The sequence below is a fragment of the Bacillus sp. 3G2 genome (assembly GCF_044324725.1).
GTDB lineage: Bacteria > Bacillota > Bacilli > Bacillales > Bacillaceae_G > Bacillus_A > Bacillus_A mobilis.
On the sequence record NZ_CP172246.1, the window covers coordinates 3,900,959 to 3,921,201 of the forward strand.

Consider the following 20,243-nt stretch of genomic DNA (forward strand, 5'->3'; position numbering starts at 1 on the left):
TACGCACCTTTTACTTTTTTATTTTTCCTTTTAATTGTTGTAACGCTATTTTCCCATTTTCTTCGACACAACTTTCCATTTGCATGAATGACGGACCTGTCCACTCACTGTCTATACTCCCGTTCAGTCCAATAATTTTCAATTTATCCGGTATACGGATATTTAAATTTTTCGCTGCTCGCATTAACTCAAAAGTAATCTTATCACTTGAAGTTACAATGCCATCTATATACGGATGAGTTTGCAATAATGTAATAAACTGTTTATTCGTATACCCTTGTACACATTCTTCTCGATAAGAGATTCCTTCCTTCCAAACAGTATCTAAAAACCCTGATATGTGCTCTTCCATTTCTTCACTATCTTCTCCCTCACCGAAATAAGCAAGGAAGTGACAGCCTTTTTCTTTTAATAAAGAAACCGCTCTTTGTCCACTTTCATAATAATTTGCATGGGATTTTTTTTCGTCGATCACAACAAACGGAAATGGAATTTCTCCTATACTTTTAAAAACTGATTTTGTTAAAATAACACCTGCAACGTTATTTTCCTTCAACATATGTATGTATCTATCTTTATTCTCTATATTACAAACAATGATTTGATATCCTTCTTTATATGCTATTTCCTCAATACAATGTAGCAAAGTGATGTTTGATGGGTTATATAAATTATCTACAAGTAATGCAATTATCGTTGAATTCTCTTTAAACAATGGCTTTGCTGTACTATTTGGCCTATAATGTAATTCCTCAATTGCTTCCTTTACTTGTTTTACTGTGTCCTCATGAACATATCCTTTTTCATTAATAACTCGTGAAACAGTTGCGACTGAAACACCTGCCAATTTTGCAACATCACGTATAGTTGCCACATCGTCACCCCTTAATATGGTAATAGATTACAATTTTACGGTAACCTAAATTACAATATTCGTCAAGGTTAATAACTTATATTTCTGAAAATTGTTACATCATCATACTAAACGATACTCTAACTGAATTTCATGTAAAATTGGGATATTATCATACCCAATACGTGGAATTTCTTTCTTGATTTTTCGTGCCTCTTCTACTGCATTCACATATAAATTTGTCATCACAAAATTACGTTTTTGGTAAAAACGTAACGCATTCATATTATCATTTGTTGTTATGAGCCAAACCCGCCCGCACCGTTCTTCTTCTGCAACCTGTAATACACAATCCACAAGTTTTGTCCCTATTCCTTTTCTTTCTTCAAAGCTATCTAACGACACAATTTCACACATATTTCCGGTCACTTCATACGTTATAATTCCGATTATTCTGTCATCCAAGAGCGCAACAAACCCTGGCAACTCTTCTAACTGATGCCCCTTCCCACGTGACACCATCAATGAACTCCCCCAGTTCTCACACATGAACATTCGGATTGTTTCTTTCATCGCTGGCGTAATTTTTTGTATATACACCATTTCCTATTTCTCCCCTTTTCTATCATTGTGATACAATATAATTGTATCACATGTAACGGTATTTGGAGGATGAGGTAAAGTATGAAACGTTTTTTTGCAGCATTGTTTACTATACTAGGTGCGATAACTGCCCTTGGGATTTTCTTTACAAATAAAGTGATGTACTTAAAGAAAAAAACAGAGGAAGAAGTACTCGAAAGAGAAACGAAAAAACATTTTCGTATAGAGGATTTTGATGCTCTTCATAAAGAAGAAATTCACATTCCTTCGCAATTCGGCTATGATCTTCACGGATATTACATTCCTGCTGGTCATTCCAATAAGTTTATGATTTTTTGTCACGGCGTAACTGTAAATAAAATGAACTCTGTAAAATATGCAAGGTTATTTTTAAACAGAGGGTATAATGTCGTTATTTATGATCATCGTCGTCATGGTAAAACTGGCGGAAAAACAACAAGCTATGGATACTATGAAAAACATGATTTAAAATCAGTAGTTGACTGGCTAAAAAGTCGTTTTGGAACAAATATAACACTCGGTATTCATGGTGAATCTATGGGAGCTGCAACACTTCTTCAATACGCAGGACTTGTAGAAGATGGTGCTGATTTCTATATTGCAGATTGTCCTTTCTCTGATTTCTATGGGCAATTACAACACCGTTTAAAGGTTGAATTCCATTTACCTAAATGGCCTTTATTACCTTTAGCAAATGCTTTTTTAAAAGTGCGTGACGGTTATACGATTCGCGAAGTTTCACCAATCGATTGTATAAAAAATATTAACAATCCCGTCCTCTTTATTCACAGTAAAGATGATGATTATATTTTAGCTGATATGACGAAAGCACTATATGAAGCAAAAGAAAACAATAAACAACTTTATATTGCAGAACGCGGCGCACACGCTTGCTCTTATAACGAAAATAAAGAAGAGTATGAAGCAGCCGTTGATCAATTTTTAAACTCATATGTAAAAGAAACAAAAAACAGGCTTGCATAAGCCTGTTTTTTTATTGCGCTAAAACGTCTGTAACTTGTTCCATATTTTCAGAAATCCATTGCATTGCATCATCTAACGTTGGAAATTCTGTCGTTTGAAATGTTACCTCATCTTGAAGTAACCAAACATCCTTTGACTCTTGTCCTACACCTGCAATGGACCAGTGTAACAAACTATATGGATGATTATCATTCAAAAATGATGCCCACGTGCGCTCATTTGCAATATTTCGTAATGTACGTAATTGTTTATCCATCTTTCGTCACCTTACTCTAGTCAGTTATAAAAAACATTATAACACTCTCTTCTATCCCAAAGAAAGTGCTCATTTGATATTGTCAAGTACTTCTCTTGATTATATGATGAAATTAAGCGTTTGGGAAGGAGGGATAGCGTTGGCTAAAGTACAAATTAAAGTAAATGATAATGGCTCTTTTCGCGTTACAGGGGACGTGGAATTAGTCGATTCACAAGGGAATGTATTCCCAGCAAAACCGGCTTTTTCTTTATGCCGTTGTGGTTTATCAAAAAATATGCCTTATTGCGATGCTTCGCATAAAGGTAAATTCGAATCTGTTGTTAGAGCACCAGAGGCAGAATAATTTCACATGTGACATGCACACTTTTTTGTGCATGTTTTTTCTTTCCACTAACTCTCGTCCTCCCTTTGCCTTACAACATTTCTCATACTTTTGTCCTCATTCCAACCTACGTATATTTTCACACAATTCTTCACATTCGAATATTTTTTACTAGCCTTTTATCTTTTTTATGCTATAATTTGAGCAAACAACATCCTTCGGGGTCGGGTGAAATTCCCAACCGGCGGTGATGAAGTGCAAACTTCTAAGTCCGTGACCCGTTTTCAACTCGAAAACGGTGGATCTAGTGAAACTCTAGGGCCGACAGTATAGTCTGGATGGGAGAAGGATATGTTTTCTAGTAATTTTATATAGCGAATACACTTTTATTTCAGTATGCATATTTTTAAAGTTTCATTTTGAATCTTTATATATGTTTTATTTTGTATACTTATGTTTCTATACTGGAATAAAAAGATACGACTAGCGTTTGAAAATTCGATATTTTGCTAGGTTTTTTCCTTATGCAGAAATATCAATCATCGTTAGGTTTCTTTCCTATACTTTCGTATTCGAACTATATTTCTAGAAATCACGTCTCCCAAACCCCAAGGATATAAAATCCTTGGGGTTTTTTGATTTTTTCAGGAGAGGTGAAGAGAATGACAGATCAAGAATATATGAGGGTTGCCCTGCAGTTAGCAGAAGGAACATCCGGACAAACAAGTCCTAATCCTATGGTTGGTACTGTTGTTGTAAAAGATGGAAACATCGTCGGTATGGGAGCTCATTTACGTGCTGGTGAAGAACACGCAGAAGTTCATGCTCTTCATATGGCTGGTGAGAAAGCAAAAGGAGCTACCGTTTATGTAACACTTGAACCGTGTAGCCATTTTGGAAAAACACCACCTTGCTGTGAATTACTCATCGAAAAGGAAGTTAAGCGAGTTGTAATTGCTACTCTTGATTGCAACCCTCTCGTTTCTGGTAATGGAAAAAAGAGATTAGAAGAAGCTGGCATCGACGTAACTACCGGTGTTCTTGAAGCAGAAGCCACCTTATTAAATCGTTTCTTTTTTCACTACATGAAAACGAAACGTCCATTTGTAACCATAAAAACAGCGATGAGCTTAGATGGAAAAACAGCAACTGTCACTGGTGAAAGTAAGTGGATTACAGGTGAAGAAGCACGAGCTGATGTTCACCAATATCGCCATACACATGATGCGATTCTCGTTGGAGTAAATACAGTTATAGCTGATAATCCGCATTTAACGACAAGAATTCCTAACGGGGGTATACATCCTATACGCGTTATTTTAGATACCAATTTACGAACACCACCATCTTCTCATGTTATAACAGATGGTTTAGCACCGACATGGATTTTTGTCGGTAAGGATGTAAATAAAGAGAAAATAGCTTCTTATGAATCTGAAAATGTAGCTATTTTCCAAATGAAAACGAAGCAAATTGAAATTGAGGACCTCCTTTTCTTTCTTGGAGAGAAGCAAATTCTTTCTATATTCGTTGAAGGAGGCCAATCGATTCATGCAAGCTTCTTACAAACAAAGCATTTCAATGAAATTATAACTTATATAAGCCCGATATTAATTGGCGGGAATGATGCCCCTACTTTATTTGGCGGAAATGGTTTCGCAGCATTACAAGATGCACTTTCCTTGAAAATTCAAGAGATGAAACAAATTGGCGATGATATAAAAATCGTTGCGAATGCCCGAAGCGAGGTGACGGAATGTTTACAGGAATTGTAGAAGAGTTAGGAACGATTGCAAACATGCAACAAAGCGGAGAAGCGATGAAGTTAACGATCCACGCAAATAAAATTTTATCAGATGCTCACTTAGGTGATAGTATCGCGGTTAACGGTATTTGCTTAACTGTAACGAGTTTCACAACAACTTCATTCACAGTGGACGCAATGCCTGAAACGATGCAATCCACATCACTTCGCATGCTTAAACCACACTCTAAAGTAAATTTAGAACGGGCGATGGCTGCAAACGGACGGTTCGGTGGACATTTCGTTTCAGGACATATTGATGGCATCGGAACGATATTAAACAAAAAACAACACTATAATGCCGTCTATTACAAAATAGCTATTGCTGATGAATTGCTGCGCTATTGTTTGCATAAAGGATCCGTTGCTGTTGATGGAACGAGTTTAACAATATTTGATATAGACGAATCTTCCATCACAATCTCACTCATCCCGCACACAGTAAGTGAATCTGTTATCGGAGAAAAGAATGCCGGTGACATCGTAAACATTGAGTGTGACATGATCGGTAAATATATCGAACGCTTTATTTCTAAGCCTGTAAAACGAACACGCTCAATGAGCGAAAGCTTTTTACAAGAAAACGGATTTCTATAAGGGGGAAGCATGATGTTTCATCGTATTGAAGAAGCTCTAGAAGATTTAAAACAAGGAAAAGTCGTTATCGTATGTGATGATGAAAACCGTGAAAATGAAGGCGATTTTATCGCTTTAGCAGAGTATATTACGCCAGAAACGATTAACTTTATGATTACACATGGACGTGGCCTCGTTTGTGTACCAATTACGGAAGAATACGCAGAACGTCTACAGTTAGAACCAATGGTAGCTCATAATACAGATTCGCATCATACTGCATTTACGGTGAGCATAGATCACATTTCTACAACAACAGGAATTAGCGCTCACGAACGTGCAACTACGATACAAGAATTGTTAAATCCTGCATCAAAAGGTGCTGATTTCAATCGCCCTGGACATATCTTTCCATTAATCGCGAAAGAAGGTGGTGTCCTGCGCCGCTCTGGTCATACAGAAGCTGCTGTTGATTTGGCACAGCTTTGCGGAGCAGAACCAGCTGGAGTTATTTGCGAGATTATCAATGAGGACGGTACGATGGCACGCGTACCTGATTTACTACAGTGTGCAAAACAATTTGATATAAAAATGATTACAATAGAAGATTTAATTGCTTATCGTCGCCACCATGAAACATTAGTGACGAGAGAAGTGGAAATTACATTACCTACAGATTTCGGTACTTTCCATGCAATTGGCTATTCTAATTCATTAGATACGAAAGAACATATCGCACTCGTAAAAGGTGATATTTCAACAGGAGAGCCTGTACTTGTACGCGTTCATTCAGAGTGCTTAACAGGAGATGTATTTGGCTCATGCCGTTGTGATTGTGGACCACAACTCCATGCAGCACTTGCTCAAATTGAGCGTGAAGGAAAAGGCGTTCTTCTCTATATGAGACAAGAAGGACGAGGCATCGGCCTTCTTAATAAGCTTCGCGCTTATAAGTTACAAGAAGAAGGATTCGATACTGTAGAAGCAAACGAAAAACTTGGATTCCCAGCTGATTTGCGTGATTACGGTATTGGTGCTCAAATTTTAAAAGATTTAGGTTTACAACATTTACGTTTATTAACAAATAACCCGCGAAAAATTGCTGGCTTACAAGGTTACGATTTAGAAGTAATCGAGCGCGTACCATTGCAAATGCCAACAAAAGAAGAGAATAAAACGTATTTACAAACGAAAGTAAACAAATTAGGACATTTACTAAACTTATAATAAAGGGAGAGATTCATTATGGTATTCGAAGGTCATTTAGTTGGTACAGGATTAAAAGTTGGGGTTGTTGTTGGACGTTTTAATGAATTTATTACAAGTAAGTTACTCGGCGGAGCTTTAGATGGATTAAAGCGCCACGGTGTAGAAGAAACTGATATCGATGTTGCTTGGGTTCCTGGCGCATTTGAAATTCCTTTAATCGCTAAAAAGATGGCTAGTAGCGGAAAGTATGATGCTGTTATTACGCTAGGTACTGTAATTCGTGGTGCTACAACACATTACGATTACGTTTGTAATGAAGTAGCAAAAGGGGTTGCATCTTTATCAATACAAACAGACATCCCCGTTATTTTCGGTGTATTAACGACTGAAACGATTGAGCAAGCAATTGAACGTGCAGGCACGAAAGCTGGTAATAAAGGCTATGAATCTGCCGTTGCTGCGATTGAAATGGCTCACTTATCAAAACAATGGGCATAAAAAAATAAAAAAGAGGCTGCGGCCTCTTTTTATTTTTTTACTTTTTTCCGTATATTTTTTATTAATTCATCCATTGTTTTTCCTTCTGTTTGTATACGAAGCGTTTGTGCTGTTCTCCATACATTCTCTCTTTTCTTCGCTTCTTCTATAATAGTAATTTCTTTTCGTACTTCCTTTAAATCTTTACCTTCTGTTTTCAATCCAAAATGTTCAGCTTTCGTTCGAAAATGTTGTTCAATTCGTTGTTGCATCTCTTTTTGTTCAGGATTTTCAGCAGCCTTAACTGAATCAGTACTTATTGCTTTTAATAAAATTAGACAAGTCATAATCGCTAATATATATTTGTGCATGTAAAATCCTCCAACCCAATATAAATTACATCTTTACTATGTACAATTGGGGCTTGGAAAATTCGTCCACCAAAATTCTTTTTTTCACTCAAAAATCAATAGTATCAAGCGTTTACAACTATTTATTACATTTTATTTACAAAAAAAGCAAACTCTTTTACAAGTTTGCTTTTTTTCTATCTTATAATGCACATTCTTCAATCTCAAACCCTAAATCTTCAATCATACCCCAGTCTGCAGTCGGCTCTTGCCCAGCTGTTGTTAAGTAATCTCCAACAAAGATAGAGTTTGCTGCAAATAAACCGATTGGTTGTACAGAACGTAAATTGATTTCACGCCCCCCTGAAATGCGAATTTCTTTCGTTGGGTTTACAAAACGCATCATTGCCAGCACTTTTAAACATTCTACTGGTGTTAACTCTTTTTGTCCTTCAAGCGGCGTACCCTTTACAGCAACAAGGAAATTACATGGAATTGAATCTGCATCTATACGTTGTAATTCGAATGCAATTTCAGCGCGTTCTTCTATTGTCTCTCCCATTCCAAAAATCGCCCCAGAGCATGGTGAAATACCCGCTTGTTTCGCTTTTTGAACTGTATCAACACGATCGTCATACGTATGAGTGGAGCAAATACTTTCGTAATTATTTGCATGTGTATTTAAGTTGTGGTTATAACGATGTACACCCGCTTCCGCTAAACGTCCTGCTTGATCTTCGTTTAAGAAACCTAAACAACAACAAATCTTTAAATCTGTCGTTTCACGAATCTCCTTAACGGCTCCAATTACGTGATTCACCTCTTTATCCGTCGGACGACGACCCGATGCTACAATACAATATGTACCCGCTTTACGGCGAATTGCTTCATGTGCTCCTTCTACAATCTTTTCCTGCGTTAGCCATGCATATTTGTCAATTGGCGCCTCTGAAATAATAGACTGTGAACAATATCCACAATCTTCAGGACATAATCCAGATTTCGTATTAATAATCATATTTAATTTTACCTTCTTACCAAAGTGATGATGACGAATGATGTAAGCTGCATTCATAATTTCTAAAACTTCGGTCTCATCAGCTTCTAATATCGCTATTGCATCCTCTTTCGTAATCATTTTCTCTTCTACTACGTCATATGCAAGTTTTTTCCAATCCCTTTTTGTTTGTACTTGTTTCATTTCATCTCTTCCCCTCTTTAGTTATATGCATAAATAAAGCGTGATACGTCGCCATTATCCCTTCATTTTCCGTGAAGTCTCTTTCGTATATGCGAAGCATCGCACGAAAGAGTGAGGGACTTTGACAATAGGATTCTTCATTACTATTAGTCGCTCCTACTTTTCGAATAGAATGTAGAAACTCCCTAACTTCTGTAAATCTCTCTATGTAACATGTTTCAGAAACATGCACATCCCCTGTTTCTATTTCACATATATGGCGCAACTGATTTTTCGAATAAAAACGTTGTCCAATCGATGTTTCATTTTGTATATTTTTTTCTTCTTTCGCCCGCTGGAACGAAGCATGCAATTCTTGAAATGTTTCGTTTCCAAACGTCGAAAAGAGTAATATCCCATCTATAGACAAATGATGAAATAAATTTCTTACCACTTGTTTTAAATCATTTAGCCATTGAAATGTGGCATTCGAAATAATGACATCATACGTTTCTTCTAGTCGTAATCTTTCGATATCCTCACAGTAAAACATTACATTTTTTACATTTTGTCTAGTTTTCGCAACCTCAATCATACTTTCAGCAAAATCAATAGCTGTAATATGTGCTTTCGGAAATAAACTTGATAATTGCTCTGTAACATATCCTGTCCCGCATCCAAGTTCTAAAATACGTATCCTTGAATTTGCACTATATCGCCGCTTCAATGTAGAAAGTAATAAATGTGCCATCTTTTTTTGTACATTTGCATATTGATCGTAGGATACAGCTGCCACGTTAAACCGTTTTTGTAGTAACGTTTTGTTGATCATGTCGTATCCCCTCTACAAATTGAATTATTTCATTTCCACAATATTCAAAATTCGTTACACATAATGCGTGTCCAGCCTCACTTACTACCTTGAGCGTGGCAGTCTCATTCTCAGCCATACTACGCGCTGCAGATAATGGGCATATGACATCCTGCTCTCCGTGAATAAGTAGTATAGGTACTTTAACTCCTTTCAGTTCTTCCCTCATATCTGCTTCGATTAAATACTCCAAACCTAATTGCAAAGACTGAATAGAATCACCTTTAAAGCGTTTTATCATATCTTCAAACCTTTTATTCTCTTTCAGCTCATTTTTTGTAAACATATTTTCATAAAACCGCTTGAGCGTATCTTCTTTCTTTCTCGCTACATTCTTTTTCAGCCGTTCTACATGCAAAGCATTCCATCCACACGTATAGTCGCTCGTATTTGTAAATTTAGCAGTGCCACCAATTAATACGATACCTTTCGCCTTAACCTTTTTATGAGCTTGAACTGCCGCTAACGCTCCTAGTGACCATCCAACTAAAATCACATTTTCATCTTTTGCTACATCTATTATTCGCCCCGCAAATTCACTTTGTTCTTTCACATTACGCCAATTGATACATTGAACAGAATATCCTTTAAAATACGGCAGAACTAAAGTCCAAACACCTTCTTCCATTCCCCACCCAGGAATAAAAATAATCTTTAGCTCTTTCATACTAAAAACCCCTCTTCTTTACCAATACGTATAATATGCTGAATAGCCCAATTCAAATCAGCTATTGTATGTTGGGACGTAACTGCAAAACGGACCCGTGAACTATTCACTGGAACCGTTGGTGGACGAATTGCAATTGCTGCAATACCTACTTCTTGCAACCTTTTACTAAACCGTAAAGCTGTTTCATTTGAACCGACTACAATCGGTACAATATGAGTTGAGCTATTCCCAATATCAAAACCAGCTTCTTGCAAATATGTCCTAAAATAAGCTCCATTCTCTATAAGTCTCTCTCTTCTTACATTATCTTCTTTCACAATTTCAATTGCTTTTTGTACCGCTCCTAACGTTCCTGGTGGTAAAGCAGTAGTATAAATAAAGCTTCTCATCATATTTTGTAAATACTCTATATAAATTGCATCGCCTGTCAAATACGCACCATAACACCCTAAAGCCTTGCTAAACGTCCCCATCTGTATATCAATTTTTTGAGCAACATCTTTTTCTATATGAGACAATCCTGCTCCATCAATTCCATATATTCCACTCGCATGTGCTTCATCAACTATAATCATTGCTCCATATTTCTCTTTTATGTGCACTAACTCTCGTAAATATGCAGTATCACCATCCATACTAAAAACAGTATCCGTTACGATTAATTTCTTCTTTTTTGGCGGCGCTACTTGCAACAGCTTCTCTAAATAATCTAAGTCATTATGACGATATCTTTTATGCTCTGCTCCGCTTAATATAATTCCATCAACGATGCTTGCATGATTTAATTTGTCACTAAACACAATATCGTGACGACAGACTAATGAAGAAATCACTCCAACATTTGCCGTATATCCACTATTTACAACTAAGGCTTTTTTAGTGCCTTTCCAATCGCATATATTTCTCTCAACCTCTTCATACAGTGAATAATTTCCTACAACGAGCCTTGATGCTGTCGCCCCAGTTCCATATTTTCTTGTGCATGCTATAGCAGCTTCTTTTAACCTCTCATCTCCAGCTAGCCCTAAATAATTATTTGACGCTAAATTTAGCATCCTTTTTTCATCTCGAATAAGCCATGTCTCTTCTGCTCGTTCTGTTACATGCAAATTGCGATACTGCCCTTGCTGATTTAATTGTTGCAATTTAGATTGAAGATGTGTGCGCCACGTTTGATTCATTTCGGATAAACTCCTCTAATTTTGAAATCATTATATACTCTTTAGCAGATTCCAAGACTTCTTCTTTTGTAAACGCACCTTCAAAGAATGGTAATAAACCTAAAACCGGTACCCCACTTAGTTCTTCAATCATTTCTTTATTTTCTTGTACTCTTTCCATTTCACATTCTTTGCAGCCGGATAAAATTACACCTGCTACTGTTAAGCCCTGTGCCTTCGCATAAGCAATCGTTAAAACGGTATGATTTACCGTTCCTAATGTAGGACGTGCGACTACAATAAGAGGAAGCTGTAATTCTTTTACGAAATCAATTACTAAAGCATCTTCTGTATATGGAACAGCCAGTCCGCCTGCTCCTTCTACAAGTAGGCTATTAAATTCTTTCAAACGTTCTTTATAGTGATCCATAATGTCTTTTAAATGTACTACTCTTCCAGCTCTTTTCATGGCAAGTCTCGGAGCAAGCGGTTCTTCAATAGAATAAGGGCAAATTTCATCTTCTTTTGTCGGTACACCCGATAATGCTTTTAGCCTTGCTGCATCTCCCTCTGGATTTGATGCAACATGTCCACTTTGCAACGGTTTGTATACCCCTATGTTATATCCCAATTCTCTAAATACACCTGCTAATGCACCTGCAACTACAGTTTTTCCCACTTCAGTATCCGTTGCTGTTACAAAAAAACCACTCATTATGCTCCCTCCGTAACATCCGAGATTGCTTTATATAAAATACGTAACATATCATCAATCTCATCCATTGTAGAAGCAAGAGGAGGCATAAATACAATCGTATTACCGAGTGGTCGTAAAATCATGCCAAGCTCTCTTGAGCGTTTACACACTTGAACACCGACTCTCTCTGTCCATTCAAACGCTTCTTTCGTTTCCTTATTCTTCACAAGTTCAATTCCAACCATTAATCCGCACTGACGAATATCCCCTACATGTTTATATGCAAAGAGCGATTCTAATTGCGTCGCCACATATTCTGTTTTACGTGCCACTTCTTCTATTAAATTTGTTTTCTCGTATAGTTCTAGATTCGCAATTGCTACCGCACACCCTAACGGATTCCCTGTATAACTATGACCGTGGAAAAACGTTTTTTGTTCTTCATAGTCGCCTAAAAAGGCATTATAAATTTCATCTGTCGTTACGGTGATTGCAACTGGTAAATATCCGCCCGTTAAACCTTTTCCGGCTGTTAAAATGTCCGGCGTTACATTTTCATGTTCACATGCAAACATTTTCCCGGTACGCCCAAATCCAGTCGCTACCTCATCTGTAATAAATAAAACATTATATTTTGTACATAAATTACGTAGCCCTTTTAAGTATCCTTTTGGCATTGTAATCATACCGCCAGCACCTTGCATTAAAGGTTCTACAATAATCGCCGCAATTTCTTCATGTTTGTCTTTCAGCAACTCTTCCATTTCTTCTAAATGTTTTTTTACAATTTCCTCCTTATTATTTCCATAAGGAGAACGATATGTATATGGATAAGGCATTTTAATTGCTTCAAATAAAAGTGAACTATACACTTGGTGAAACAAGTCTATTGCTCCTACTGAAACAGCTCCAATTGTATCACCGTGATACGCTTCTTTTAATGTAACAAATCTTTGTTTCTTCGGTTTTCCTTTATGCTGCCAATATTGAAAGGCCATCTTAATTGCAATTTCAACGGCACTAGAACCAGAGTCTGAATAAAATACTTTCTTCAAACCTTCTGGTACAACTTCAATTATTTTTTCTGCTAATAAAATAGATGGAACGTTAGCAAGTCCTAGCATAGTAGAATGGGAAATTTTATTTAATTGCTCACGAATTGCTTCATCTAATTCTGGTACTTGATGTCCGTGAACATTTAACCAAATAGATGAAACACCGTCCCAATATTCATTTCCATTTACATCGTATAGCTTTCTTCCCTCTCCACGTTCAATAATGACAGGATCTTCTTCTAAATAGTCTTTCATTTGTGTAAACGGATGCCATACATAAGCTTTATTTTTCTCCGATAATTCTTCATATGTATAAGACGATTTTTCAGTCGTATTACTATTAACAGTCACAATTGTCACCCCTAATGTTAACTAGTTTATAAATATAGTTAACATTAAATTTAAATGACTGTCAATTATTTTTAAATCAAATAGTTCTTAAAAAAGAACAACTTATCATACGATAAGTTGTTCTACTTTCCGTGTTGTATCTTTCCGATTTCTAAAATAATCTCTTCATCTTTTTTTCCTTCTGTATCAATTCCAAGTTGTTTTGCATGTTCAATCAATAAATCATGGCGCTTCTCAAATCTTGCGGTATTTACTTCTTTCGTAACTTCTTCTTTTGTTTTCCCTTCAGTAGAAACTCCTAGTTTCTCAGCTGCTTTTTCCATCGACTTCTTCTCTTCCGTTTCTTTCACTTTCTTCACTTCTGACTGCTGTATTTGCTTTTGCTTCGCCTGCTCTGATTCAGCTGCAAAAGCTGTGTAAATTCCAGCACTTCCGCCAATGACTAGTAAGGTGGTAAAAAGAATTATTTTTTTCTTCACTCTTTCCTCCCCTTTCAAATTCATTATAACGTACAATTTTAGAACATTAAAAACATTTAACCTTTATTTCCCTAAAAAAATATTGCACATTTTTATTGACATATAAGTTGAAAATGTGATAAAAATTTAACTAACATCATATGAATCGGCATTGATAGGATTTAGTAGTATTTCGATTTCTGATTTCAGAGAGCTGGTGGTCGGTGCGAACCAGTACAGAGCGAATTATGAATTACCCCCTGGAGCTTCTTTTGCGAAACGTAAGGAGTAGTGAAAGACGGTTATAGACCGTTATATCTAAAGAGTGGTGAAACGAAACTGTTTCACAATTTAGGGTGGTACCGCGAATTTTTCGTCCCTGCATATATTGCAGGGGCGTTTTTATTTTATTAGCGCATATCATACGACCCTTTATTTTGTGATACATTCATTTCACAAGCTAGGGTGGTACCGCGATTTCTTCGTCCCTGCATAATTATATGCAGGGACGTTTTTTTATCCAATCATTTCCGTATCATATTGAAGGATCAACAATTACCGGTAATTTGTCACAAAATTCTAAATTTTAGAAGGAAATAAACAATATTGGCGAATTTTATATAAAAAAGAGCTATTTTAGATTACTTAGGAGGGAAAAACAATGGTTTCAAAAATTGAATCTGTTCTTTTAACATTATTTATCTTTTTCTGTATTGGCTTTAGTGTTATTCAATTAGAAGTTTCACCACACATCCCAATTTTATTTGGTATCGTTCTTTTATTAGCATTTGGATTTATGAAAAAAATCTCTTGGTCTACTATGGAAAAAGGGATGATCAGTAGTATTTCAGCTGGTATTCCATCTATTTTTATTTTCTTACTTGTAGGCGTATTAATCAGTGTTTGGATCGCTGCTGGAACAATTCCAACTTTAATGGTGTACGGCTTCCAACTTGTATCTCCAAAGATTTTCGTTCCGACTGTTTTTGTTGTTTGTGCAATTGTTGGAACAAGTATCGGTAGTGCCTTTACAACTGCCGCAACTGTAGGACTTGCCTTTATGGGCATGGGTAGTGCTCTCGGATACGATCCGGCTCTAATCGCTGGTGCAATTATTTCTGGTGCATTCTTTGGAGATAAAATGTCTCCTTTATCTGATACAACTAACTTAGCTCCTGCTGTTACGGGTGTAGATTTATTTGAGCATATTCGTAACATGCTTTGGACAACAGTTCCAGCATTCATTATTGCTTTTATCGCCTTTTTCATTTTAGGAGGCGGCACTAGTGGAGACGTTGACTTCACAAGCTTTATTAGCACATTAGAGAAAAATGCAACGATTTCTATCGTTACACTTATTCCAATTTTATTACTGTTCTTATTCGCATTTAAAAAAGTTCCAGCAGTTCCAACATTACTTGCAGGAATTGTTGTAGGAATTATTATTCTCTTTATTTTTAAACCTAGCACTTCTTTAGCTGATTTAATGAAAATTATGCAAGACGGCTACGTTTCTAAAACTGGTATTAAAGACATTGATAGCTTACTATCTCGCGGTGGCCTGCAAAGCATGATGATGTCGATTGCCCTTATTTTCCTAGCTCTTTGTATGGGAGGATTATTACAAGGAATGGGTATTATCACGCAGCTAATGAATATTATCTCTAGCTTCGTAAAAAATAGCACACGCTTAATTATTTCTACTGCTTCAACTGCAATTGGCGTAAACTTCTTACTTGGTGAGCAGTACTTATCCATCGTTTTAACAGGACAAGCATTTGCTAATAAATACGATGAAGTCGGTTTAGAGCGTCGTAATTTATCACGCGTACTAGAAGATGCAGGTACAGTTATTAACCCGCTCGTACCATGGGGCGTAAGTGGTGTATTCTTATCGAACGTCCTTGGCGTTCCGACATTTGATTACCTTCCATTCGCAATTTTCTGTTTAGCTTGCCCAGTCTTAACAATTATCGTTGGCTTTACTGGATTTGGCCTTTCATGGAAGAAAGAAAAAGCAGTTACAATCTCATAATAAAAAAAGGATTACCTGAATCGGTAATCCTTTTTTATTTCTCGACTATCTATTTGCTTTCTTTCTTCTAAATAACAGAAGTAATCCCGCTCCAACAAACGCCAAGCCTGCTCCAATTGTAGAAACAACACTTGTACCAGTTTTCGGTAAATCACGTTCTTCTTTATTTTCACTTACAGTTGTTGTTTCTTTTAAGTTTTGATTTTCCGTTGTAGTTTGTCCAGATCCTGGCGGTGTCATTGGATTTTCTCCATTACTGCCTTCACCTGTTGATGGTGTCGTTGGATTCCCTCCATTATTTCCTTCACCTGTTGGTGGTGTCGTTGGATTTCCTCCATTATTTCCTTCACCTGTTGGCGGTGTTGTTGGATTCCCCCCACCAGTTTCCTTACCATCATCGTTCTTCTTCGTTATATCAATTGCATATTTAGCAAATTCATTTTCAGATGGTCCAACATATGATATTTTTCCATCTTTCTTTATATACTTTTGTGCATTTGGTGAAGAATCGAATGTTGTATTTAATTTATCTGCAACAATCGGTTTAAACGTCCAATTTTTATCTGCTGCTGGATCAATAACTGGTGTTTCTTGCATATACTTCACAATGATTTGACGTGTTTCATCTTGTGATTGGTATACAACTTCCCCTTTACTTACACCCGGGAACGTTTGGCTACTTCCGCGATAGTTATTTGTAGCAACGATGAACTCTTGATTGTCAGCTACTGGCTTACCTTCATATGTCATATTTATAATACGGTTCGTATTTGCATTTACAACTTTTCCATCTTTATCGTATTTCGCTGGTTGTGTTACATCAATTTCGTATTTTACGCCATCTAAAATATCGAAGTTATATGTAGGATAGCCTATATTTACTAATGGTTGTTCTTCTGTTTTCTTTGGATCGATTTGATTAAACTGACCTGCAGACATTTCAAGCCATTCTTTCACTTGTGCCCCATTTACTTTTACAGCATATAACGTATTTGGATATACATATAAATCTGCAACGTTTTTAATTGCTAACGTTCCAGCTGGAATATCCGTATAATATGTAGCACCGTTTCGGCCACCTGCTTTAAATGGTGCGCCTGCAGATAAAACTGGAATTCCTTTATATTTGCTGTACTGTCCATTTTCAGCAAATAACTTTTCTACATACCATTTTTGTGCATTTGTTACAAGTTGTACAGAAGGATCGTCTTGTACTAATGAGAAATAACTATTAATTGGCGCTGTCGTTTTTCCCACAGCTGTATTCACATAATCAATTGTCGCTTGGTGATCATCTTTAATTTCATTAACTAATTTTTCATCAGATTGTACTAATGGGTTCCCTTTACTATCAGCAATCGGACGAAGTTGCGGCTTCGATTGCTCTTTTTGTATTTCCCATTTTCCGTTTACCTTTTTCAACTGCATATCAATAATACCTAAGTTACTTCCAAAGACACCAGGCATTACAACTGGAACACCATTAAATACATCCTTCACTTCAGTATGTGAATGTCCCATTAATACTGCATCTACACCAGGAACTTCTGTTAAATAATACGAAGCGTTTTCCATGCCAACGTTGTATCCACTCTTATCAACACCAGAATGCGCTAGTGCCACGATAACATCTGCACCTTCTGCTTGCATTTTTGGCACCATTTTCTTCGCTGTTTCAACTATATCTTTTGCTTTCACTTTTCCTTCTAAATTCGCTTTATCCCAGTTCATAACTTGAGGTGGGACAAATCCCATTACGCCAATTTTCACTTTTTGTTTTTGACCTGATTCATCTTCTACTTCTTTTTCAAAGACATGATATGGTTTAAAGTAATTTTGATCGTTCTCTTCATTATTATCTTTATCATCTTTATAGACGTTCGAGTTAATAACCGGGAACTCTGTTTTACTAATTACTTTGTTTAAATAGTCTAAACCGTAGTTAAATTCATGATTCCCAAGAGAGATGACGTCATACTTCATTAAATTCATTAAACGATATAATGGATGTGTATAACTAGGGTCCACAGTCTTCTTCGGATCATTTACTTTATTCGCTACGTAATCTCCAAGCGGTGTACCTTGTAATGCATCCCCATCATCAAATAGGACAGAGTTCTTCGCTTCTTCACGTGCTTTATTAACAAGTGTTGCCGTTTGTACGAGACCTACTTTATTATCTGTTTTCGTTTGATAATAATCGTAATTCATTAAGTTAACGTGAATATCTGATGTTTCTAGAATTCGTAAGTTAACCGTACTCTCCCCTTTGTTCTCTTCCGCATGAGCTGTTGTTGGCAACACTTGTGGTGCTATTACACCAATAGCAAGAGTTGCTCCAGCTAGCATTTTTTTTGACTTTTTCACAAAAAATCCCCCTTATACAATTACCCAAAATAATGAAATGAATCTCTATTTGTCTCTAAACACATACCTTTTTTCTTTTATTAGAGACAAGATTTTCATTTCATCCTGCGCTAATGAGTAGTCCCCCTTAAACGCCCGATTGTTGAAACCTTAATTAGCAGGAAATAAAGCTCTACTCATTAAAATTTCACCTTATCTGACATTATCATATATAATGTACTTTCATATCGTCAATATTTTTTGACATACTTCTACAAATTTTCTGTGAAGTTATTGTAAACTTTTCATAAATATATAATATGCCCTTACATTGTTAATACTGCTGAATATGATACAATTACCAATTACAAGGAGGATGAATTTATGAAAAAAGTCATCTTAACAATTGTTTGTCTCCTCCTTCTAATCATTTCTTATTCTTATTTTGAAAAGAACGATGAGACAAAACAAAATGAACCCGAAGAAAAAACAGAAAAAACATCTACTCCAAGTTGGATTGATAAGCAAACAAACGATTCCTTTTATCATCTCGTACTAGGTGATTCACTCGCTAAAGGATATGGATCGACACAAGGGGGATTTGCTGAATTAGCTTCTAGACAAATAGAAGCACAAATTCATAAGCCCATTACCGTAGAAAACCTTGGGATAAACGGTCTTACAACAGATCGTCTCGCAAAAAAAGTTCAATCAGAAGATGTAAAGCAAAAGATTGGAGCAGCAAATATCATTACGATTAATATTGGAGGAAATAATTTATTTCGCTTAAATCGTGATGTCGGTGTTATAGACGGTATTAAAATGTTAAATAAAGAAAAAGCTCATTTTGAAGCGGATATAAAAACTATTGTAAAGACCGTTCGCGATCAAAACCCGGACGCTTTACTCATTCTCTCAGAGCTCTATAACCCGTTACAACTCGATGACTCCATCGCTAGTTATGCAGATATGTTTTTAGATGGCTGGAATGAATCCGTTTATTCCATTTCCAAAGCAAATCAACCATCTATCGTTTTACCAATTCGTAAATTAATATCAAATGATAAAAAAGATTTACTCTTTGACCAAGTACACCCAAATGATAACGGCTACGCGATTATTGCTAATACGTTTACAAAGCAAGTGTTATCCTACAAATATTAAAGCTGTCATGAAACAATTCTATTTTTATACCCTGTCTTTTTTGTTACAATGATAGTGTGGAAGGGGGCCTTTATATGGAATCACGCGAGTGGGAACGTATTGTTGATCATCTTCTTTCGCTAGTGCCTCTTTTTTATCGCAAATTTATGCTTCCTGGAGAATTTTCTTCTCAAAGACATATGCCGCCATCACATACACAAGTATTACTACTTCTGCATGAAAATGGCACATTAGCAGTTTCCGAAATCGGCAAGCGGCTAGCGATTTCAAGGCCTAACATGACACCTCTATTAAACAAACTAATTCAAGAAGAACTAATAGAGCGTCATTATAGCGAAAAAGATCGACGGGTCATTTTAATTTCCCTAACAGCTGAAGGGAAATTGTTAGTAAATCAATATCAACAATTCATTTTAGACAAATTAAAAGAAAATTTCCAAACTTTATCTGAGGAAGAACGTGAAAAACTCATTCACTCTCTTCAAACCATTCAAAATTTAATTTTGAAAACAAACGCATAAAGCTGCTTCTAAATAGAAGCAGCTTTATGATTCGTAATAATTACCGTAGTATACATTTGAATATGGCCATGTCGTTAAATATGGTTTTTGTTCTTGCGTAGATTGTTGTGGCGGTATTTGTGGTAATTGCTGTAATGGCTGTTGTCTATATAATTCGTATTGTCTATTCATATCATAAACCGGATAATAATTTACATATGGATATACTTGAGGTACGTAATAATAATACATTCGTTCTCTCCTCCTTTTTCTTAAACATATTCCGAGGAGAAAATGA

The 20,243-nt window shown here is 36.3% G+C and carries 22 protein-coding genes, 1 riboswitch and 1 other annotated feature; of the genes, 9 read left to right on the forward strand and 13 right to left on the reverse strand.

Annotated features, from left to right (window positions below):
• Positions 1-10: 10 nt before the first annotated feature.
• A complete protein-coding gene (locus tag ACHZK0_RS19925) occupies positions 11-874 on the reverse strand; it encodes a LacI family DNA-binding transcriptional regulator (RefSeq protein WP_262740625.1) in 864 nt (287 codons plus the stop codon).
• 102 nt (positions 875-976) lie between these two features.
• Complete coding sequence (locus ACHZK0_RS19930; protein WP_262740624.1) at positions 977-1,456, reverse strand: GNAT family N-acetyltransferase; 480 nt, start codon at positions 1,454-1,456, stop codon at positions 977-979.
• 81 nt (positions 1,457-1,537) lie between these two features.
• On the opposite strand from ACHZK0_RS19930, the gene ACHZK0_RS19935 reads away from it, so the two are divergent.
• Entirely contained in the window at positions 1,538-2,461 is a 924-nt protein-coding gene (locus ACHZK0_RS19935; protein ID WP_048546291.1) for an alpha/beta hydrolase, read from the forward strand.
• 10 nt (positions 2,462-2,471) lie between these two features.
• Here ACHZK0_RS19935 and ACHZK0_RS19940 read toward each other — a convergent pair whose 3' ends face one another.
• A complete protein-coding gene (locus ACHZK0_RS19940; protein WP_000360810.1) occupies positions 2,472-2,717 on the reverse strand; it encodes a DUF2552 family protein in 246 nt (81 codons plus the stop codon).
• A 139-nt stretch (positions 2,718-2,856) separates the two neighbouring features.
• On the opposite strand from ACHZK0_RS19940, the gene ACHZK0_RS19945 reads away from it, so the two are divergent.
• The 5 genes from ACHZK0_RS19945 to ribH all read left to right on the forward strand — a co-directional run bounded on the left by ACHZK0_RS19945 (position 2,857) and on the right by ribH (position 7,129).
• Positions 2,857-3,063 carry a CDGSH iron-sulfur domain-containing protein gene (locus ACHZK0_RS19945; RefSeq protein WP_001151582.1) on the forward strand — a complete coding sequence of 69 codons (207 nt, stop codon included), beginning with the start codon at positions 2,857-2,859 and terminating at the stop codon, positions 3,061-3,063.
• Positions 3,064-3,252: 189 nt separating this feature from the next.
• A riboswitch (FMN riboswitch) is annotated at positions 3,253-3,396 on the forward strand.
• A gap of 308 nt (positions 3,397-3,704) precedes the next feature.
• Positions 3,705-4,817 carry a bifunctional diaminohydroxyphosphoribosylaminopyrimidine deaminase/5-amino-6-(5-phosphoribosylamino)uracil reductase RibD gene (gene ribD / locus ACHZK0_RS19950; protein WP_262740623.1) on the forward strand — a complete coding sequence of 371 codons (1,113 nt, stop codon included), beginning with the start codon at positions 3,705-3,707 and terminating at the stop codon, positions 4,815-4,817.
• Complete coding sequence (ribE, locus tag ACHZK0_RS19955) at positions 4,799-5,443, forward strand: riboflavin synthase subunit alpha (RefSeq protein WP_262740622.1); 645 nt, start codon at positions 4,799-4,801, stop codon at positions 5,441-5,443. Before ribD ends, ribE begins: the two co-directional genes overlap by 19 nt.
• 12 nt (positions 5,444-5,455) lie before the next feature.
• Positions 5,456-6,649, forward strand: a complete 1,194-nt coding sequence (gene ribBA, locus ACHZK0_RS19960) for a bifunctional 3,4-dihydroxy-2-butanone 4-phosphate synthase/GTP cyclohydrolase II (protein WP_395760822.1) — start codon at positions 5,456-5,458, stop codon at positions 6,647-6,649.
• A gap of 18 nt (positions 6,650-6,667) precedes the next feature.
• A complete protein-coding gene (ribH, locus tag ACHZK0_RS19965; RefSeq protein ID WP_395760823.1) occupies positions 6,668-7,129 on the forward strand; it encodes a 6,7-dimethyl-8-ribityllumazine synthase in 462 nt (153 codons plus the stop codon).
• A 29-nt stretch (positions 7,130-7,158) separates the two neighbouring features.
• Here ribH and ACHZK0_RS19970 read toward each other — a convergent pair whose 3' ends face one another.
• The 8 genes from ACHZK0_RS19970 to ACHZK0_RS20005 all read right to left on the reverse strand — a co-directional run bounded on the left by ACHZK0_RS19970 (position 7,159) and on the right by ACHZK0_RS20005 (position 13,921).
• Positions 7,159-7,479, reverse strand: a complete 321-nt coding sequence (locus ACHZK0_RS19970; RefSeq protein WP_395760824.1) for a hypothetical protein — start codon at positions 7,477-7,479, stop codon at positions 7,159-7,161.
• Positions 7,480-7,660: 181 nt separating this feature from the next.
• On the reverse strand, positions 7,661-8,659 hold the full coding sequence (gene bioB, locus ACHZK0_RS19975) for a biotin synthase (RefSeq protein ID WP_000815865.1): 999 nt from the start codon (positions 8,657-8,659) through the stop codon (positions 7,661-7,663).
• Position 8,660: 1 nt separating this feature from the next.
• Positions 8,661-9,470: a malonyl-ACP O-methyltransferase BioC gene (bioC, locus tag ACHZK0_RS19980; protein ID WP_395760825.1), complete on the reverse strand. Its 810-nt coding sequence runs from the start codon at positions 9,468-9,470 to the stop codon at positions 8,661-8,663.
• Complete coding sequence (locus ACHZK0_RS19985; protein WP_262740619.1) at positions 9,436-10,176, reverse strand: alpha/beta fold hydrolase; 741 nt, start codon at positions 10,174-10,176, stop codon at positions 9,436-9,438. The genes bioC and ACHZK0_RS19985 overlap by 35 nt, the downstream gene beginning before the upstream one ends.
• Positions 10,173-11,360: an 8-amino-7-oxononanoate synthase gene (gene bioF / locus ACHZK0_RS19990; protein ID WP_395760826.1), complete on the reverse strand. Its 1,188-nt coding sequence runs from the start codon at positions 11,358-11,360 to the stop codon at positions 10,173-10,175. Before bioF ends, ACHZK0_RS19985 begins: the two co-directional genes overlap by 4 nt.
• Positions 11,326-12,054 (reverse strand): dethiobiotin synthase, encoded by a 729-nt coding sequence (gene bioD, locus ACHZK0_RS19995; RefSeq protein WP_395760827.1) that lies wholly within the window; start codon positions 12,052-12,054, stop codon positions 11,326-11,328. The genes bioF and bioD overlap by 35 nt, the downstream gene beginning before the upstream one ends.
• Positions 12,054-13,442 carry an adenosylmethionine--8-amino-7-oxononanoate transaminase gene (gene bioA / locus ACHZK0_RS20000; RefSeq protein WP_270605897.1) on the reverse strand — a complete coding sequence of 463 codons (1,389 nt, stop codon included), beginning with the start codon at positions 13,440-13,442 and terminating at the stop codon, positions 12,054-12,056. Before bioA ends, bioD begins: the two co-directional genes overlap by 1 nt.
• Positions 13,443-13,564: 122 nt before the next feature.
• Positions 13,565-13,921, reverse strand: a complete 357-nt coding sequence (locus ACHZK0_RS20005) for a hypothetical protein (RefSeq protein WP_000726894.1) — start codon at positions 13,919-13,921, stop codon at positions 13,565-13,567.
• 142 nt (positions 13,922-14,063) lie between these two features.
• Positions 14,064-14,284, forward strand: a binding site (T-box leader).
• 277 nt (positions 14,285-14,561) lie between these two features.
• On the opposite strand from ACHZK0_RS20005, the gene nhaC reads away from it, so the two are divergent.
• Positions 14,562-15,935, forward strand: a complete 1,374-nt coding sequence (gene nhaC / locus ACHZK0_RS20010) for a Na+/H+ antiporter NhaC (protein WP_061678110.1) — start codon at positions 14,562-14,564, stop codon at positions 15,933-15,935.
• A 45-nt stretch (positions 15,936-15,980) separates the two neighbouring features.
• Here the strand turns inward: nhaC and cpdB are convergent, their stop codons facing one another.
• Positions 15,981-18,302, reverse strand: a complete 2,322-nt coding sequence (gene cpdB, locus ACHZK0_RS20015) for a bifunctional 2',3'-cyclic-nucleotide 2'-phosphodiesterase/3'-nucleotidase (protein WP_395760828.1) — start codon at positions 18,300-18,302, stop codon at positions 15,981-15,983.
• A 363-nt stretch (positions 18,303-18,665) separates the two neighbouring features.
• Between cpdB and ACHZK0_RS20020 the strand changes: the two genes are divergently transcribed.
• Positions 18,666-19,445, forward strand: coding sequence for a GDSL-type esterase/lipase family protein (locus ACHZK0_RS20020; protein ID WP_262740615.1), 780 nt, complete (start codon positions 18,666-18,668; stop codon positions 19,443-19,445).
• A gap of 74 nt (positions 19,446-19,519) precedes the next feature.
• Positions 19,520-19,966 carry a MarR family winged helix-turn-helix transcriptional regulator gene (locus ACHZK0_RS20025; protein WP_000445817.1) on the forward strand — a complete coding sequence of 149 codons (447 nt, stop codon included), beginning with the start codon at positions 19,520-19,522 and terminating at the stop codon, positions 19,964-19,966.
• A gap of 24 nt (positions 19,967-19,990) precedes the next feature.
• Here the strand turns inward: ACHZK0_RS20025 and ACHZK0_RS20030 are convergent, their stop codons facing one another.
• Positions 19,991-20,197, reverse strand: a complete 207-nt coding sequence (locus tag ACHZK0_RS20030) for a hypothetical protein (protein ID WP_063260864.1) — start codon at positions 20,195-20,197, stop codon at positions 19,991-19,993.
• Positions 20,198-20,243: the final 46 nt, after the last annotated feature.

Bases quoted from the DNA above. Each gene is read 5' to 3' on its own strand.
- ACHZK0_RS19930 (WP_262740624.1), bottom strand. From the start codon at position 1,456: ATGGTGTATATACAAAAAATTACGCCAGCGATGAAAGAAACAATCCGA.
- ACHZK0_RS19935 (WP_048546291.1), top strand. From the start codon at position 1,538: ATGAAACGTTTTTTTGCAGCATTGTTTACTATACTAGGTGCGATAACT.
- ACHZK0_RS19940 (WP_000360810.1), bottom strand. From the start codon at position 2,717: ATGGATAAACAATTACGTACATTACGAAATATTGCAAATGAGCGCACG.
- ribD (WP_262740623.1), top strand. From the start codon at position 3,705: ATGACAGATCAAGAATATATGAGGGTTGCCCTGCAGTTAGCAGAAGGA.
- ribE (WP_262740622.1), top strand. From the start codon at position 4,799: ATGTTTACAGGAATTGTAGAAGAGTTAGGAACGATTGCAAACATGCAA.
- ribBA (WP_395760822.1), top strand. From the start codon at position 5,456: ATGTTTCATCGTATTGAAGAAGCTCTAGAAGATTTAAAACAAGGAAAA.
- ribH (WP_395760823.1), top strand. From the start codon at position 6,668: ATGGTATTCGAAGGTCATTTAGTTGGTACAGGATTAAAAGTTGGGGTT.
- ACHZK0_RS19970 (WP_395760824.1), bottom strand. From the start codon at position 7,479: ATGCACAAATATATATTAGCGATTATGACTTGTCTAATTTTATTAAAA.
- bioB (WP_000815865.1), bottom strand. From the start codon at position 8,659: ATGAAACAAGTACAAACAAAAAGGGATTGGAAAAAACTTGCATATGAC.
- bioC (WP_395760825.1), bottom strand. From the start codon at position 9,470: ATGATCAACAAAACGTTACTACAAAAACGGTTTAACGTGGCAGCTGTA.
- ACHZK0_RS19985 (WP_262740619.1), bottom strand. From the start codon at position 10,176: ATGAAAGAGCTAAAGATTATTTTTATTCCTGGGTGGGGAATGGAAGAA.
- bioF (WP_395760826.1), bottom strand. From the start codon at position 11,360: ATGAATCAAACGTGGCGCACACATCTTCAATCTAAATTGCAACAATTA.
- bioD (WP_395760827.1), bottom strand. From the start codon at position 12,054: ATGAGTGGTTTTTTTGTAACAGCAACGGATACTGAAGTGGGAAAAACT.
- nhaC (WP_061678110.1), top strand. From the start codon at position 14,562: ATGGTTTCAAAAATTGAATCTGTTCTTTTAACATTATTTATCTTTTTC.
- ACHZK0_RS20020 (WP_262740615.1), top strand. From the start codon at position 18,666: ATGAAAAAAGTCATCTTAACAATTGTTTGTCTCCTCCTTCTAATCATT.
- ACHZK0_RS20025 (WP_000445817.1), top strand. From the start codon at position 19,520: ATGGAATCACGCGAGTGGGAACGTATTGTTGATCATCTTCTTTCGCTA.
- ACHZK0_RS20030 (WP_063260864.1), bottom strand. From the start codon at position 20,197: ATGTATTATTATTACGTACCTCAAGTATATCCATATGTAAATTATTAT.